We start from the raw sequence: 16249 nt of genomic DNA on the forward strand, positions 1-16249 counted from the left end.
CGATCTTTTCGAGGTGCTTGGTGTTATTTGGAAATGGCCAGCTTGACGCCAAAGCCAATGAGAAAGATACCTGCCGTCTTTTCCAGCAAGCTGACAATTTTGGGATTGGCACGCATGCGTTCAGCCAGAAAGTGCGTGAGCAGAATCATGATGGTCGCATAAAGCAAGGTCAGAATGGCGACTGTTACAGCCATCGCCGCAAATGTCGTCAGTCCGCGATGCGTCTGTGGATTCACAAACAACGGGAAAAAAGCCATGTAGAAAACAATGGCCTTGGGATTGAACAAGGTGATGATCGCACCCTGTTTGAAATAGTGATGCGGCTTGATGTTCACCACCGGCGCGTCACCGGGTTTGGCGCGCAGCATGCGCCAGCCGATCCAGGCCAGATAGGCGGCACCCAACCACTGAATCATGTGAAAAGCTGCTGGATAAGCTGCCATCACGCCAGCAACGCCACCCACAGCCGCCCACATCAGCACCTGATCGGCACAGATGACGCCGAAGGTGGAAGCGAATCCACCACGGAACCCTCCCTTGCTGGTGGACGTGATCAGCGCCAGATTCCCGGGACCGGGAATGCAAAGGAACACAATGATCGCGGCGACGAATGCACCGTAGTCGGCAATACCAAACATGGGAAGCTCCTGCGAGCGGGCGAATTGAACCCCGAGTTTACGCGACAGGTCGCATCCAGACGATGCAACGATCTGCATCAAGCGCGGGGACCTGTAGCTGTTCCACGTGAAACACCTCCACATCCGGGCGCAGCGCTGCGATTTCTTCATCAGGATGTTTGCCCTTCATGGCAAACCAGATGGCGTGATCGGCCAACGTGGCACGCGACCAGGTCGTGAAGTCGATCAGCGACGCGAATGCGCGGCAGCTCACCACATCAAATTTGGTCGTCAACGTTTCGACCCGCGCGTGGATGCCATGCAGATTGGGGAGCTTCAAAGTCGCTGCTGCCTGATTGATGAAGGCGGCCTTCTTTGCCACCGTATCCACACAACTCACATCGAGCTGCGGGCAGCAGATGGCGAACACCACGCCAGGCAACCCACCGCCCGAGCCCACATCGAGCAGTTTTTCACGCTGACCTTCGGGCATGGACTCCAGATAGCGCTGCAGCGGAGGAACCGCCGCCAGACTGTCCAGCAGATGGTGTGTGAGCATTTCCTGCGGGGCACGCACCGAGGTCAGGTTGTAGACCTTGTTCCACTTCTGCAAGACGGACAGAAACTCCATCAACTGCGCGAACTGCTGTTCGCTCAGCGCCAAACCCAGCTTCTGCGCACCGTCGCGCAGCTCACTCAACAACGCATCGCTCATGCTGCAGCTTCCACCGTTTGCCCTGACATATTGCCGAACTCCTTGAAGCCGCCCTTCTTCAGGTGAACCATCAGCAGCGAGATCGCGGCAGGAGTCACACCCGAAATGCGCGATGCCTGACCCAAGGTTTCAGGACGATGTTTCTGCAGCTTCTGGCGCACCTCGATGGAAAGCGCCGCTACTTGCATGTAGTCCAACTCATCCGGCAAACGCAGTTTTTCGAAGTGAGCAGCTCGCTCGACCTCATCCTTCTGGCGGTCGATGTAGCCCGAATACTTGGCCGCGATTTCCACCTGCTCGATGACCGGGTCGCTGAGCTCGCCCAAGGTTTCACGTGAAACATCGGAGTTCACATACTTGCCGCCATCCATGTTCGTGAGTTCTGTATAGCCCACGTTCGGGCGGCGCAGCAGATCGAACAGGTTGTATTCGTGATCGATGGCCTTGCCCAGAACGCGCTCGGATTCGGTTGCTGGCAAGTTGCGTGGATTCACCCAGATCGCTTTCAAGCGTTCTGTTTCACGTGAAACAGCATCGCGCTTGCGGCTGAATGCATCCCAACGAGCATCGTCGATCAGCCCCATATTGCGAGCCGCCTCAGTCAGCCGCATATCGGCGTTGTCTTCACGCAATTGCAGACGGAACTCCGCGCGGCTGGTGAACATACGGTAAGGCTCGGTCACGCCCTTGGTGATCAGGTCATCGACCAGCACACCCAGATAGGCTTCATCGCGACGCGGCACCCAGGCTTCTTGCTCGCGACATTGCAGTGCCGCGTTGATGCCCGCGAACATGCCTTGGGCTGCCGCCTCTTCGTAGCCGGTCGTGCCGTTGATCTGCCCTGCGAAGAACAGACCATTGATCTGGCGCGTTTCGAAGCTGCTCTTGAGCGAGCGAGGATCGAAGTAGTCGTACTCGATGGCGTAGCCGGGACGCAGAATATGTGCGTTCTCCAGTCCCACCATGCTGCGCACCAGATCGTACTGAACGTCGAAAGGCAGGCTGGTCGAGATGCCGTTCGGGTAGTACTCGTTCGTCGTCAGACCTTCGGGCTCCAGGAAAATCTGGTGACTTTCCTTGTCCGCAAAGCGGTTGATCTTGTCTTCCACGCTCGGGCAGTAACGTGGGCCAACGCCCTCGATCTTGCCGGTGAACATGGGGCTGCGATCAAAACCGGAGCGAATGATGTCGTGCGTGCGCGCATTGGTGTGCGTGATCCAGCAAGGCATCTGCCGTGGATGCATGGCAACGTTCCCCATGAAGCTGAACACTGGCACCGAGCCTTCGTTCACGCCACCCGGCATGCCGTCGCCAGGCTGCTCTTCGCACTTGGAAAAATCGATGCTGCGGCCGTCGATGCGCGGAGGCGTACCGGTCTTGAGGCGACCCTGCGGCAACTTCAGTTCCTTGAGGCGTGCAGACAGGGACACCGCCGGAGGATCTCCCGCGCGACCTGCCGAGTAGTTGTTCAACCCCACGTGGATCTTGCCGTCGAGGAACGTGCCCGCCGTCAACACCACGGTGCGAGCGCGGAACTGGATGCCCACCTGCGTCACCGCACCGACGACACGATCGCCCTCCACCATCAGGTCGTCCACCGCTTGCTGGAACAGCCACAGATTCGGCTGGTTCTCCAGCATCTCGCGGATGGCGGCCTTGTACAGAATGCGATCGGCCTGCGCACGGGTGGCGCGAACGGCTGGGCCCTTGGAGCTGTTGAGGATACGGAACTGAATGCCGCCCTTGTCGGTGGCCAACGCCATGGCACCGCCCATCGCATCGACTTCCTTGACGAGATGGCCCTTGCCGATCCCGCCAATGCTCGGGTTGCAGCTCATCTGGCCAAGCGTCTCGATGTTGTGCGAGAGCAGCAAAGTTTTGCAACCCATGCGCGCTGCGGCGAGGGCTGCTTCGGTTCCGGCATGACCGCCGCCGACTACGATGACATCAAAATTCTGGGGATACAACATGGAGTGTGACTCCGGGGACGCGCTGGCCCGCAAACTACAACTCAATCCCGGCCGCGCGCAACCGGGAGGCAGACTGATCGCCCCAAGCCTCACCATGAGGCTCGCGCGATCTTCAAAATGGGTCTGAGAAGCCCAACCCCGACGAGGCTGGGAGAACCCGTGATTTTCCCATGCTCTGCCGTTTCTGTCCCGATAGCCTCACGGACCACCACGGCAGTGCCATGGATGGCTTGCTGTTTCACGTGAAACAGTCGCGTTGAGTGCCTATTTGAGTTGCACAAAATTTAAGCAATTGGGCATTCCATCCGCGAGAATGCCTGCCCCTGCAAACCTGTTCAAGTCGGTATAGCATGTTCGTTCGACGTTTCATTCACTCCCTGACTGACGAAGAAAGTTCAACCATGAAGCTCTACTACTCCCCCGGCGCCTGCTCCCTGTCCCCCCACATCGTGCTGCAGGAAGCCGGACTGAAATATGAGCCCGTGCTGGCCAGCACCAAGTCCCACAAGCTCAAGGACGGCACCGACTTCTACACGATCAACCCGCTGGGCTATGTTCCGCTGCTGGAGCTGGACGACGGCAAGCGTCTGCACGAAGGACCGGCCATCGTTCAATATCTGGCCGACCTCGCTCCGGAAAAGAAGCTCGCCCCCGCCAACGGCACCTGGGAGCGCTACAAGCTGCAAGAGTGGCTGACCTTCATCGGCACAGAAATCCACAAGAACTTCGGCCCGTTGTTTGGTTCGGCTTCCGACGACGTGAAGAACGGTGCTCGCGACAAGATCATCGGTCGCCTGCAGTACGTGGAAAGCGAACTCGCTGGCAAGCAGTACCTGTTGGGCGACCAATTCACCGTAGCCGATGCCTACCTGTTCACCGTGACCAACTGGGCCGCGTTGACGGGTGTGGACATCTCCGGCTTCGCCAACCTTGGCCAATTCCGCGCACGCGTGGGCGCACGCCCTGCGGTGATCGAGGCGATGAAGGCTGAGGGCTTGATCAAGTAAATCGCCCTCTTACGCCAAGCCAAGAACCGGCGCTTCCTGCTCAGGCAGGAGCGCCGGTTTTTCTTTTGGCAGGTTCTTTTGGATGGGCCAACCCCGGACTCATCCATGTTCATTTAATGAACAGCCCAAAGACGCTCGCCCGCACATCCCAAACAATCAATTTCATTTCCCAATCAAGGACCTCTGTCCAACGGACAGGCTCTTTCGCTGAACATGAACTCAACACTGACATCCCGCCTGTCCGGCAAGATCGCCTTCGTCACCGGCGGCAGCAATGGCATTGGCGCGGCCACCGTGCGCGCTCTGGCGCGTGAAGGCGCCACCGTGGTCATCGGCTACCACTCGGGCAAGGACCGCGCCGAGGCGCTGCGGGCGTCGCTCGAAGGCGAACATCACACGCTGCAGATCACGCTGGACGACGCGGCCACGCACGCGGCGGCGGCCCAGTGGCTGCAGGAGCGATTTGGGCGTCTGGACATTCTGGTGAACTCCGCTGGCTACACGCAGCGCATCGCGCACAGCGATCTGGACACGCTCACGCCCGCGCTGTTCAACGAGATCCTGCTGTCCAACGTGGGCGGCACCTATGCCGTCGTGCACGCGCTGATGCCGCTGCTCAAGGTCAGCGGCAGCAACGCCGTGGTGGTGAGCGTTTCGTCCGTGTCGGCCTTCACCGGCAACGGCAGCAACATGGCGTATTGCGCGGCCAAGGCGGCGCTCGACACGCTGACCATGTCGCTCGCGCGTGCGTTTGGCCCGGTGCGTTTTCTGTGCGTTTCGCCCGCCTCGGTGGACACCGATTTCGTCGCCGGTCGCAGCCGTGACGAGATCGAAAAGAAGGCCGCCAAGACGCCTCTGGGCCGCGTGGTCACGCCCGAAGACGTGGCCGACTCGGTCGTCGCCTGCGCGGCACTGCTGCGCACCTCCACGGGCACGCGCATCGTGATCGACGGAGGACATGTCCTGTGACGATCAGCCTGAACGCAACGCACGATCCGCAACTGCGCAGCTGGGTGGAAAGCGCCAACATCGCAGGCACGGACTTCCCGATCCAGAACCTGCCTTTTGCCGTTTTCCGCACGCAGGGAACGCAGGAAGCCGCGCGCTGCGGCGTGGGCATTGGCGACGAGATTCTGGACATCAGCGCCTGCCTGCAGCTCTTCACGGGCGATGCCCGCCAAGCCGCAGATGCCTGCGCAGAATCGACGCTGAACGCGCTCATGGCGCTCGGCAATCAGGCCGCTTCCGCCCTGCGCGGCGCGCTGTCCAGGCTGCTCGCGGCGGGCAATGAAGAACACCGTGCGGTGCTGTCTTCGGCGCTCATTCCGATGAGCAACGCCGAGCTGCTTCTGCCCGTGAAGATCGCCGGCTACACCGACTTCTTCGCGTCCATCCACCACGCCACCAACGCCGGTCGCCTGTTCCGTCCCGACGCGCCCCTGCTGCCCAACTACAAGTACGTTCCCGTGGGCTACAACGGCCGCGCCAACAGCATCCGAGTGAGCGGCGACCGCGTGCAGCGCCCGTGGGGACAACTCAAGGCCGCCGACGCGCCAGCCCCCGTTTTCGCGCCCGCGAAACGGCTGGACTACGAAGTCGAGCTGGGCATGTACATCGGCACCTCGTCGCGCGATGGCGAGCCGGTCAGCGTGGCCAATGCCTGGGATCACATCTTCGGCTTCTCGCTGCTCAACGACTGGTCCGCGCGCGACGTGCAGTCCTGGGAATACCAGCCGCTCGGCCCCTTCCTCGCCAAGAGCTTCGCGACCAGCGTGTCGCCCTGGGTGGTGACGGCCGAGGCGCTCGCACCGTTCCGCGTGGCCGTGCTCACGCGCGCCGAGGGAGATCCGGCACCGCTGCCGCATCTGCTCGACGCAGCCGACCAAAGCAGCGGCGCGCTCAACATCCGCATCGACGCCACCTTGCGCACGGCCCAAATGCGCGAGAACGACGCGCCCGCGCATACGCTTTCGCGCTCCAACACCGAGCTGCTGTACTGGAGCTTTGCGCAGATGGTGGCGCACCACAGCAGCAACGGCAGCGCCATCGACACAGGCGACCTGATGGGCTCGGGCACAGTGTCCGGCGCCAGCCAGGATGCGCTGGGCAGCCTGCTGGAGATCACGCGCGGCGGCGCAGAGCCGATGCTGCTTTCCGCCACCGGCGAGCAGCGCACCTTCCTCGAAGACGGCGACGAGGTGATCTTCCGTGGCCGCTGCGAGCGCGACGGCCATGTGCCGATCGGCTTCGGCATCTGCACCGGCACGCTGCTACCAGCCCACAAGCCATCATGATCATCGAGCAGCGCACCTACACCGCCCTGCCCGGCAAATGGCGCGACTACCTCGCGCTCTACCAGGCCGAGGGCTTGACGATCCAGCATCGCATCCTCGGTCGCATGGTGGGGTACTACACGACCGAAACCGGCCCGCTCAACCAGATCGTGCACCTCTGGGCGTACCAGGATCTGAACGAGCGCGCCGAGCTGCGCACGCAGCTCGCGGCTGATCCCGACTGGCAGAAGTACGTGGCGAAGATGCTGCCGCTGCTGCAAAGCCAGGAGTCGAAATTCCTCAACCCGGCGCCGTTCTTCACACCGATGTGGAACGAGCCCAAGGCGGCCTGAACGCCACCCTCCGGAGACCGAACATGCTTTGCAAGAAACTCCACCACGCCGCCTTTCGCTGCAAGGACGCAGCCGAGACCGTGCAGTTCTACACCGAGGTGCTGGGCCTCAAGTTCGCGCACGCGATGGGCGAGGACCATGTGCCCTCCACCGGCAAGTACAGCCCGCACATCCACATCTTCTTCGAGATGGAAGACGGCTCCAATATCGCCTTTTTCGAATGTCCGAAGGACGATGGTGAGCTGTCCGGTCGCGATGCGGCCACGCCCGGCTGGATCCAACATTTCGCGTTCGAGGTGGAAAACCTGGACGCCGTGCTGCAGGCCAAGCAGGATCTGGAAGCCAAGGGCGTCACGGTGGTCGGCCCGACCAACCATGACGACTTCATCACCTCGATCTACTTTTTCGACCCCTCGGGCCATCGTCTGGAACTGACCGCGCGCACTTGCGAGCCATCGAGATACCGGATTTTCGAGAAAGAGGCACCCGAAGTTCTCGCCCTGTGGAATCAGACACATGACTGGTCCCAAAGGGCCCTTCTTTACGGCTCCCAGACCGGGTACGCACGCAAAGACGAGGCAGAATCAGTGTAAGTACGAATTGTTTCAATTGGCACATAAGGAGACTCTCTTGCCAAGCACACGTTCCTCCTCGTTTTCGCGTCGACATGTACTGACTGCCGGGGCTGCTGCCCTGGCAGCGCCGTCCCTCTCCTGGGCACAGGCAAGCTACCCCACCCATCCGGTCACGCTGACCCACGGCTTCGGTGCCGGGGGCAATGCCGACGTGGTGGCGCGCCTCGTCGCGCAGAAGCTTTCCGAGTCGCTCAAACAACCCGTGGTAGTCGACATCAAGAGCGGCGCGGGCGGAGTGATCGCGAGCAATGCCGTCGCCAAGGCCGCACCGGACGGCTACAACCTCGTCATGCTCACGGGCGCACACACCGTGTCCGCCGCGCTCAAGAAGAAGCTGCCCTACGACCCGGTGAAGGACTTCTCGTTCATCTCCACCGTGTCGGCCTTCCCGTTCGTGGTCGCCGTGCGCGCCGAGCATCCGGCCAAGAACCTGGCCGAACTGCTGGAAATGGCCAAGAAGGAACCGGGCCGCATCACCTTCACGTCCGTGGGTGTGGGCTCGACCCAGCACATGGTCGGTGAGCTGCTCGGCTCCACCGCCAACGTGCAGTTGGTGCACGTGCCCTACCGTGGCGGCGGCGCACCCGTGCAGGCCGTGATCGCGGGCGACGTGGACATCCTGACCGACACCCTGACCGTGGCCGCACCGCACATCAAATCGGGCCGTCTGCGCGCTCTGGGCATCACCAGCGCGGCGGAATGGCCGACCATGATGGGCGTGCCGCCGGTGTCTTCCGTGCTGCGTGGCTTTGAAGTGCGCTCGTGGCTGGGTCTGGCGGCTCCTGCCAAGACACCGCAAGCCATCATCGACCGCCTCTCCGCCGATGTGAACACCGCCCTGCGCGGCGCCGACATCCAGAAGACGCTGTTCGACTCGGGCAGCATGTCGTCGCGCAGCACGCCCGCCGAATTCCGCCGCATGGTGGAGCGCGAAGTCAAGCGCTGGCGCGAGGTGATCACCAAGGTGAACATTCCGCTGCAGGACTGAGAAGCAGCACCCACTTTCCACACGCGGCACAATCGTGCCGATCCGATCAGCCGCCGTGCGCGACCACGGCGGCTTTTTTTGACCTTCACTTTCTACGGAACCCCTCATGGACATCCTCGGAATCTGCGGCAGCCAACGCAGCCAATCGTTCAACCGCATGGTGCTCAACCTCGCAGGCGACTGCATGCCCGCGCCCATGAAACTCAGCACGCTCGACTGGGACGCCGTGCCGCCGTTCAACGCCGACGTGCTGGCCAAGGGCTTCCCCGAATCGGTCGCCGCCGTGCGCGAGCGCATTCGCCGCGCCGACGGTGTGGTCATCGTCACGCCCGAGTACAACTTCTCCGTGCCCGGCATGCTCAAGAACCTGATCGACTGGATTTCGCGCGGCGAAGACCAGCCGTTCAACAACAAGCCCATCGCGATTCTCTCGGCCACCGGCGGCCCTCTGGGCGGCGCGCGCGTGCAGTACGACCTGCGCAAGGTGCTGATGTTCATGAACACTCAGGTGCTGGTGAAGCCCGAAATCTTCGTGGGCAACGTCAATCAAAAGTTCGACGCCAACGGTCAGTGCACCGATGAACTCACCCGCCAGTTCATCACCGCGCAGATGACGGCCTTCAAGGCATGGATCGAACGCCAGCAACGCGCCAACGCGGTCTGATCCCCGTCCGCAAGAGCCGAAAGGCTTTTTCGAAAAAGGGTTTGTGCAGCCGCCCTGCACGGCCCTTCCAAGCGGATTAATCTTGAGGCCATCCCTTCTGTCCCTGTAGAGAGAAAAGGCCTCATGACCACCACTCTGTTCTCCCCGCTTCAAGCTGGCGATCTGCATCTGCACAACCGCGTCGCCATGGCGCCGCTCACGCGCAACCGCTCGCCCAACGCCGTGCCGCGCGACATCACCGCCACCTACTACGCACAGCGCGCCAGCGCCGGTCTCCTGATCACCGAAGGCACGGCCATCGACCCGTTCGCACAGGGCTATGCCGACGTGCCGGGTCTCTACGGCACCGAACAGCTCGACGGCTGGAAAAAGGTGACCGATGCCGTGCACGCACGCGGCGGCAAGATCGTCACGCAGCTCTGGCATGTGGGCCGCATCTCGCATGTGGACCTGCTGCCCGAAGGCTTGCCACCCGTGGCACCGTCTGCCGTGCAGGCCAACACCCGCACCTACGTGATCGACCAGGCCACCGGCAAGGCAGGCTTCGTGCCCGTGTCCGCACCGCGCGCATTGCAGGCCAAGGAATTGCCGGTGATCGTGCACTCCTTCGTGCAAGCCGCCCGCAGCGCAGTGGAAACGGCAGGCTTCGACGGCGTGGAAATCCACGCGGCCAACGGCTACCTGCTTGACCAGTTCATGAAGGATGGAGCCAACCAGCGCACCGACGACTACGGCGGCTCCATCGAAAACCGCGCCCGCCTGCTGCTTGAAGTCACGCGTGCGATTGCCGATGCGATCGGCGCAGGCAAGGTCGGCATCCGCCTCTCGCCCGTCACGCCCGCCAACGACATCGTGGACAGCCACCCGCAGCCGCTGTTCGACTACGTGGCCCGCCAACTCGCACCACTCGGTCTGGCCTACATCCACGTGATCGAAGGCGCGACCGGCGGCCCACGCGAGGTCGAAGGTCGCCCGTTCAACTACGCCCAGTTCAAGGACAGCTACCGCATGGCTGGCGGCAAGGGCGCATGGATGGTCAACAACGGCTACGACGCCGACATGGCAGCCCATGCCGTTGCCAGCGGCCATGCCGACATGGTGGCCTTCGGCAAGCTGTATATCGCCAATCCCGATCTGGTCGAGCGCCTGCGCGAGAAGGCACCGCTCAATCCATGGGACCAGCACACCTTCTACGGCGGCGGCGAGCACGGCTACACCGACTATCCCAAGCTCGCCTGACGGCCCATCGAGCTGAGCAACGCGAAAGGACTACTTGTCCTTCTCGCGCTGCTCCAGCTCGTCGCGCGCCATGGTGTTGAACGCATTGTCGATATCGTCAGCGCGCAGCGTGGGCTTGCCCGATTTGCGCAGCGCGTCGATCTGCTCCTGCATGCGCGTGGCCACCTGCATGAGCACGCGGTGCAAGCCCAACTGCTGACGCCGCGAATGCTCCAGGTGATCGGCCACCGGCTGCATCGCCGACTGCACCAAAGCGCCCAAACGCTGCACAGCGCGCTCGGATGCCTCAACGCCCCCCACCCCTTGCCCACCTTGCGATGAACGCGCCAGCGCCTCGCTGATGCGCTGCAGTGACTCGTCCGACGCACGCTGGGCGCTCTGCAGCTGATTCAGCAGATCACCCCAGTCGCTCGCCGACTGTTTGGCCTGCGCTTGCTGCAACTGGCCGAGCTTCAGGAACAACTGCCCCTGCCTGTCGGCCTGCGAAAGGCTCTGCGCACTGCCGGTCTGCTGCGTCGTCGCCAGATCGCGCGTCGCCGCCACCAGATCCACCAACTGCGACGCCACACGCGTGCCCGCATCGGCACCCGCACCGCCCATGGCCTTCTGGCGCAGGAACTCGGCCTTGATGTCGTTCCAGCGCGTGGACTGCTCGGCATTCAGCGCACCACGCAATTCGCGTAGCTTGAGCAGGTTTTCTTCGGCACCCGTGGTCAGCATCTGCGCTTCGCCCTGGTAGTGGTCGTCGAGCATCTGCTGCATCTCGGCATCGTTCATCACCGGCGTGATCTTCTCCGAGAGCTTGTTCATGTTGCGATAACTGCCCTGCAGCTTGAACGGCGGCTCCTGGCGGTAGTTGTCGTCCTGCGCGGCGCTCTGGATGTACTGCTGGTTCACGCGATAGACCACCTCGCGCACCTTGAGCATGCGCTGCAGCGTGGCGTCGATCTCGCGCAGCTCCGCCGACGAATACTCGTGGCTCAGCGCGTTGCTCGACACGTCCTTGCCCTGCGCCTTGTCGATCAGCAGATACAGGTCCTGCAAGCTGCGCGTGGCCATCGGCGCGAGCACGGCGTTGGACGTCATGCTGTTCTCGATGTAGCTGAGTTTGAACACATCCTCCATGCCGCCCAGCACATCGCCCAGGTTGTAGATGTCCGCTCGGTTGGCGAGCATGTCCGGGATCTTGAACACCTCGCCCGATTCGGTGTACGGATTGCCCGCCATGACGATGCAAAAGCGCTTGCCGCGCAGATCATGCGTCTTGGTCTGGCCGCGCCACACGCCTTCGATGCGGCGCGTGCCGTCCGACAGCGAGATGAACTTCTGCAGAAACTCCGGATGCGTGTGCTGAATGTCGTCGATGTACAGCATCACGTTGTTCGCCATCTCCAGCGCAAGATTCAGCTTTTCCAGCTCCTTCGCCGCCGTCGCATCGGGTGCCTGCGCCGGGTCGAGCGAACGCACGGAATGCCCCAGCGCCGGGCCGTTGATCTTCATGAAGATCAGGCCCAGGCGGCTCGCCACGTACTCCATCAACGTGGTCTTGCCGTAGCCCGGTGGCGAGATCATCATCAACAGGCCCATCTGGTCGGTGCGCCGCGTCTCGCCCACCGCGCCGATCTGCTTGGCCAGGTTGTCGCCGATCACCGGCAGATAGCTCTCGTTGATCAGCTTGTTGCGCACGAACGAAGTCAGCGGCTTGGCCTTGAACTCCTCCACGCGAATGCGTTCGCGGTAGCCCTTGAGCACCTGCTGACGAAGTTGCTGATAACGCTCGAACTGCGGCACGAAAATGCGGAAATGGTGCGCAGCCCGCATGCCCAGATCATCGATCTGCAGCGTCATCGCGCCGTTGGCAATGCGCGGATGCTGCCCCAGCAAACCTTGCACGGGCGCGCGCAGATCGACATTGCTCACCGTGTTCGGCACATGGCTCGCGCAGGTCAGCCACGATGCGGCCTCGCCGCAATACGCAAGCAGCGCATCGCCCTCGGGTGTCTTGAGCGCCTTGCAGGCCGTCTGCAACCAATGCAGCGCGCTGCGCCAGCGCTCGGCCAGCGGTGCAGCCTGATTGCGATGCTGGCGGTCATCACCGCGCCAGTAGGCCTGCATGTCATCCCACTGCGTCGGGTTCTGCGTGTCGCTCTTGAGCGCGGTCTGCAACGCGGCAACCGCCGATTGGCCGTAGCTCGAAAAGTGAAACCGCAAAGCCTTCTGCGCGAGCTCTGCCTGCAGATAGTTGGCCGCCGCGCGAATCAATCCGTCGATATCGCCATGCGCAGACAGCTCGTTGAACACCTCCAGCACACCGCGTTCATCGGCAAACCCACGCAGCTGCGCGCCGATGTCGGCCTGCAGCGTCAGCAGTTCGGTCTCGCTCGCAAACAGCGTCTGCATGGAATGCGCATGCTGCGCGCGGCGCGGCCATTGCGCAATCGCGGCGGCCAACTGCGGCTGCTGGATGCGCTCATGCTCGCTCCAGAACAACACCGCCAGCGCACGCGCATCGGGCCCGAAACGCAGCACGCCCGCCGCATCGCGCAGGGGCAAAAGCGCCTGAATGATCAGCGCCGCATCGTGGTCGTGAATACCGCGTTCGTAGCCTTCGCGATAACGCGGCGCGGCGAACTCGCGAATGGCTTGCGTGAGCGCCGCGTTGTCGATGGCCAACTGCTTGAGGCGCGTGTCATCCCAGCCATCGGTGCGATTGCGCGCGGCCTGCACGACACTCAATGCAAGGTATTCACCGCGATAGAACTCCGGCGATTCGGCCAACGTGGAGACATCCCAGTACGCCTGCAATTGCGCCAGTTCGGGACTGTCCACGGCCTCGAAATATTCCGTGCCGACCAGATGCAGAAACAGCGCGCCATTGCGCGGCAGCAGCGTGAGTTCCAGGTCCTGATTGCCGACGCTGAACTTGTGCCGACCGAGCTTGATGACGTTGCCGCCACCCTCGAACAATTCCGCGCGATCCTGCAGAGAACGAAACGCCTGATCGCGCAGCGTCTTCACGCGCGTTTCGATGTCGTCGGCCTTCACCGGATCGAACAGCTCGGCACGCAAGCGCTGCGCCAGCTCCTTCAACTTGGTGATCAGCGGATCGCCCGCAAAGAACGCGTGCAGCGCATCGTTGTTGGTGAGCTTCTCGGTGCGCTTGGGCAGGCTTTGCACGATGCGCAGCGCCGCATCCAGTACGCCTTGAGCGCGGCGCTGGCGCTCGTCCTGCAGCGACTGGCGCTGCGACTCGAAGGTCTCCAGCAGCTCCTCGCGCTTGGCGACGATGTCCGTCAGAAACTGCTCGTGCTCGCCAAACTGGCCTTCGATTTCTTCGAGCTGCACCAGCAAGCGCGCAAGTTGCTCGTCGCATTTCTCCGGTGTCTGCGACAAGCCCAATGCGTTGACGATGCTCTGCGAGAACAAGGCCAGTTGCGCGGCAAACTGCGCGACGTTTTCCGAACTACCCAGGCTGCTGCGACGCTGCTCGGCACGTGCGCGCACCTGGTTCAGGCGCGAGTAGATCGCCGAGATGCGATCCACCACCTGCGTCCGCTGCGTGGCGTCGTCTATCTTGAGGCCGCCCATCAATTCGGAGAGCATGTCGAGCGCCGTCGCAATGCGCGTCATCTCGGCCAGCGGCTCCTTCAACTGGACCACCGTCGTCGATGCCTGCGCCTGCTCGTCGAGCTTCTTGAGCTCATCCACATAGGGCTGCAGCGCGGCGTCGGTGGCGATGAACGCCGCCGTGCGCTGCGACACTTCGCCCTGCACGTCGTTCACCGCCGTCACCATGGTGTCGATGTTCGCCGTGTCGACATAGCGCAGCTCGCGCGTCGACATCAACTGACCGCGCAGCCTGGCCAGTTCTTCGAGCGCGGTGACATGCTCGTCCACCGTCGTCCAGTCGCTCAGACGCACGCGCTTGAGCAGGGCCTGATGCTGCGTGGACACGTCGCTCATCGCACGCGACGACGCCTGGCGAATGCTCTCGACCTTTTCGTATTCGTCGATCACCGCATCGCCCGTGGCGACGATGCCGTGCAGCACCTCGTTCATCGCGGCAAGCGGCGGCGTGTTGATCCATTGATGGCGCTCGAACAGCAGCCGCGTGGTGTCGATCAGCCGCTCATAACGCGCGAGCGACACCTCGGGCGCAGCGATTTCCTTGCGCACGCTGTAGATATCGGAGATGCCGCTGACCAGCTCCGCATTGCCGATACGGCCCAGAAAGCTGTCCTTCTGCGGCTGGCGTGCGGCGTAGTCTTCCGATGCAAACGGCGTGCGCCAGATCTGCATGGGATGCACGCGCGCGGCCTCGTCGCTGTCGGCCGCGAAGATCACGATGCGGCCATCTTCGAGCCGCGCATAGCCGTGGCAGACGATGGGCGGCTGCAGCGCGCGCTCGATCAGGTTGTACTTGAACAGCGCCATGCGGCCGCTGCCCGGTTCGTAGAAGATGTAGAGCACATCCTCGCCGTTGGGCGAGCGGATGCTGCGGCGGTAGCGCATGCCCTGCATGTTCTGCTCGAACGAACGATGCTCGCCGTTCTGCAGCACATAGCCGCCGGGAAAGATGATGCCGTGGTCGTCGGGCAATTGAATGCACGCGCCCGCAATCGCGTCCATGCGCAGCACCTGGCGCGTGAGCGTGTTGTAGATGAGATAGCGCCACTGCTCTTCGCGGTACGGCAATATCTTCAGCAGAATCATGCTGCCGACCTGCGCGTATTCGAACACCGCATCGTCAAGCGACTGATTGGCTTCGATCACCGGCTCGCTGTAGATGCCGAGGCCATCGTTGGTGTTGTTTTCGACCTTGATGGTGAGTGTGCCGCCCAGCGTCTCGACAAACACCTTGTCGAGAATGTTCATGTGCGAGAAACGGCCCTGCACCAGTTGATCGCGGCCCGCGCGCAGCCACTCGAAATCGAACGGCGAAGGCAACTCGATGTCGCGCTCGCCTCGGTTGTCTATGTATTTGACGGTCTTGCCATCGGGCGAGATCGACCAGCGAAACACGCGCACATCGGTGATGCGCTCGCCGATCTGAAAGCTCGCCAGCAGCTTGTTGTCGCGCACCGCGAGTTGCATGAGCCGCGTGTTCTTGTAGTAGGCGTACAGCTCCTGGAAGTCCTGCACAAAACTCTGGATGCCGAGAAAGCTGTCCTTCAGATCGACCGAAGCAACGTCGTAGCCATGCTCGCCTTCTTCCAGCTTGTAGAGCGCAAACACGTCCTGCACGCGCGTGGTCTGCTTGAGCCCCATGAAGACGTTGTAGCCAAACAGAAGGTAGTCTCCGACCTGCGTGATGTCGCGGCCCACGCAGTTGTTTTCGGTGCGCACACGCATGCGCCCGAGCACTTCCATCTGGCTGCGGCCGAACTCTTCGAGACGGTCTTCGTTGAGCTGGCGGACGAGGGATTCCAGCGTCTCGCCCTGCGTGGCCAGACGCTTGGCCAGCACGTCATACGAGCCGCCACTGGCGACCGCCTGATCGACGACGGAAGAAGGCTGTTCAGCTTGAGACATAGAGCTCACAAACTTTCGCGTTGGCCAGAAGGCTGAATGCGTGATGGCGTTGCGCGTCCATCTTCTGGCGGCGAAGCCTGTCGGCTTCGATTGGTTATTCGTGCATGGGCGTCAATACAGCCCTTGATACTTTGTTGCGCAGCCTTGCCGTACATGTGTACTGTCTGCGGCTGCGACGTCGCGTCTCAAGGGCTGTATTGCCGTTGTGGCCATGGCTTCTGCATCGCGCCCACTTCATGAGCCATCGACGCAGAAA

At 62.3% G+C, this 16249-nt stretch carries 12 protein-coding genes; 8 read left to right on the forward strand and 4 right to left on the reverse strand.

Features of this window, described 5'->3' with window-relative positions:
• Window positions 1–23 precede the first annotated feature (23 nt).
• The 3 genes from G7048_RS11395 to mnmG are packed head-to-tail and all read right to left on the reverse strand — an operon-like array spanning window position 24 to window position 3302.
• Window positions 24–638: a LysE family translocator gene (locus G7048_RS11395; RefSeq protein WP_166070925.1), complete on the reverse strand. Its 615-nt coding sequence runs from the start codon at window positions 636–638 to the stop codon at window positions 24–26.
• A 37-nt stretch (window positions 639–675) separates the two neighbouring features.
• Window positions 676–1332, reverse strand: coding sequence for a 16S rRNA (guanine(527)-N(7))-methyltransferase RsmG (gene rsmG, locus G7048_RS11400; RefSeq protein ID WP_166068249.1), 657 nt, complete (start codon window positions 1330–1332; stop codon window positions 676–678).
• Complete coding sequence (gene mnmG, locus G7048_RS11405) at window positions 1329–3302, reverse strand: tRNA uridine-5-carboxymethylaminomethyl(34) synthesis enzyme MnmG (protein ID WP_166068250.1); 1974 nt, start codon at window positions 3300–3302, stop codon at window positions 1329–1331. The genes rsmG and mnmG overlap by 4 nt, the downstream gene beginning before the upstream one ends.
• Before the next feature lie 401 nt (window positions 3303–3703).
• Between mnmG and gstA the strand changes: the two genes are divergently transcribed.
• The 8 genes from gstA to G7048_RS11445 all read left to right on the forward strand — a co-directional run bounded on the left by gstA (window position 3704) and on the right by G7048_RS11445 (window position 10461).
• Entirely contained in the window at window positions 3704–4309 is a 606-nt protein-coding gene (gstA, locus tag G7048_RS11410) for a glutathione transferase GstA (RefSeq protein ID WP_166068251.1), read from the forward strand.
• 213 nt (window positions 4310–4522) lie between these two features.
• On the forward strand, window positions 4523–5278 hold the full coding sequence (locus tag G7048_RS11415) for an SDR family NAD(P)-dependent oxidoreductase (protein ID WP_166068252.1): 756 nt from the start codon (window positions 4523–4525) through the stop codon (window positions 5276–5278).
• The gene (gene fahA, locus G7048_RS11420; RefSeq protein ID WP_166068253.1) at window positions 5275–6603 is read left to right on the forward strand and encodes a fumarylacetoacetase; all 1329 of its coding nucleotides are present in this window, start codon (window positions 5275–5277) and stop codon (window positions 6601–6603) included. Before G7048_RS11415 ends, fahA begins: the two co-directional genes overlap by 4 nt.
• On the forward strand, window positions 6600–6935 hold the full coding sequence (locus G7048_RS11425; protein WP_166068255.1) for an NIPSNAP family protein: 336 nt from the start codon (window positions 6600–6602) through the stop codon (window positions 6933–6935). The genes fahA and G7048_RS11425 overlap by 4 nt, the downstream gene beginning before the upstream one ends.
• 23 nt (window positions 6936–6958) lie before the next feature.
• Window positions 6959–7528 carry a VOC family protein gene (locus tag G7048_RS11430; RefSeq protein ID WP_166068256.1) on the forward strand — a complete coding sequence of 190 codons (570 nt, stop codon included), beginning with the start codon at window positions 6959–6961 and terminating at the stop codon, window positions 7526–7528.
• Between the two features lie 37 nt (window positions 7529–7565).
• On the forward strand, window positions 7566–8558 hold the full coding sequence (locus G7048_RS11435) for a tripartite tricarboxylate transporter substrate binding protein (RefSeq protein ID WP_240933249.1): 993 nt from the start codon (window positions 7566–7568) through the stop codon (window positions 8556–8558).
• A gap of 106 nt (window positions 8559–8664) precedes the next feature.
• Window positions 8665–9222, forward strand: a complete 558-nt coding sequence (locus G7048_RS11440) for an NADPH-dependent FMN reductase (protein WP_166068258.1) — start codon at window positions 8665–8667, stop codon at window positions 9220–9222.
• 123 nt (window positions 9223–9345) lie between these two features.
• On the forward strand, window positions 9346–10461 hold the full coding sequence (locus G7048_RS11445) for an alkene reductase (RefSeq protein WP_166068259.1): 1116 nt from the start codon (window positions 9346–9348) through the stop codon (window positions 10459–10461).
• Window positions 10462–10491: 30 nt separating this feature from the next.
• On the opposite strand, the gene G7048_RS11450 is transcribed toward G7048_RS11445, so the two are convergent.
• Complete coding sequence (locus tag G7048_RS11450) at window positions 10492–15993, reverse strand: DNA repair ATPase (RefSeq protein ID WP_166068260.1); 5502 nt, start codon at window positions 15991–15993, stop codon at window positions 10492–10494.
• Between the last annotated feature and the right edge of the window lie 256 nt (window positions 15994–16249).

The sequence above is a fragment of the Diaphorobacter sp. HDW4B genome (genome assembly GCF_011305535.1).
Taxonomy (GTDB): domain Bacteria; phylum Pseudomonadota; class Gammaproteobacteria; order Burkholderiales; family Burkholderiaceae_C; genus Diaphorobacter_A.

What these genes read in the sequence shown, in the direction of transcription:
- G7048_RS11425 (WP_166068255.1), top strand. Translation starts at nt 6,600, where the DNA reads ATGATCATCGAGCAGCGCACCTACACCGCCCTGCCCGGCAAATGGCGC.
- G7048_RS11440 (WP_166068258.1), top strand. Translation starts at nt 8,665, where the DNA reads ATGGACATCCTCGGAATCTGCGGCAGCCAACGCAGCCAATCGTTCAAC.
- gstA (WP_166068251.1), top strand. Translation starts at nt 3,704, where the DNA reads ATGAAGCTCTACTACTCCCCCGGCGCCTGCTCCCTGTCCCCCCACATC.
- G7048_RS11430 (WP_166068256.1), top strand. Translation starts at nt 6,959, where the DNA reads ATGCTTTGCAAGAAACTCCACCACGCCGCCTTTCGCTGCAAGGACGCA.
- G7048_RS11415 (WP_166068252.1), top strand. Translation starts at nt 4,523, where the DNA reads ATGAACTCAACACTGACATCCCGCCTGTCCGGCAAGATCGCCTTCGTC.
- rsmG (WP_166068249.1), bottom strand. Translation starts at nt 1,332, where the DNA reads ATGAGCGATGCGTTGTTGAGTGAGCTGCGCGACGGTGCGCAGAAGCTG.
- mnmG (WP_166068250.1), bottom strand. Translation starts at nt 3,302, where the DNA reads ATGTTGTATCCCCAGAATTTTGATGTCATCGTAGTCGGCGGCGGTCAT.
- G7048_RS11450 (WP_166068260.1), bottom strand. Translation starts at nt 15,993, where the DNA reads ATGTCTCAAGCTGAACAGCCTTCTTCCGTCGTCGATCAGGCGGTCGCC.
- G7048_RS11445 (WP_166068259.1), top strand. Translation starts at nt 9,346, where the DNA reads ATGACCACCACTCTGTTCTCCCCGCTTCAAGCTGGCGATCTGCATCTG.
- G7048_RS11395 (WP_166070925.1), bottom strand. Translation starts at nt 638, where the DNA reads ATGTTTGGTATTGCCGACTACGGTGCATTCGTCGCCGCGATCATTGTG.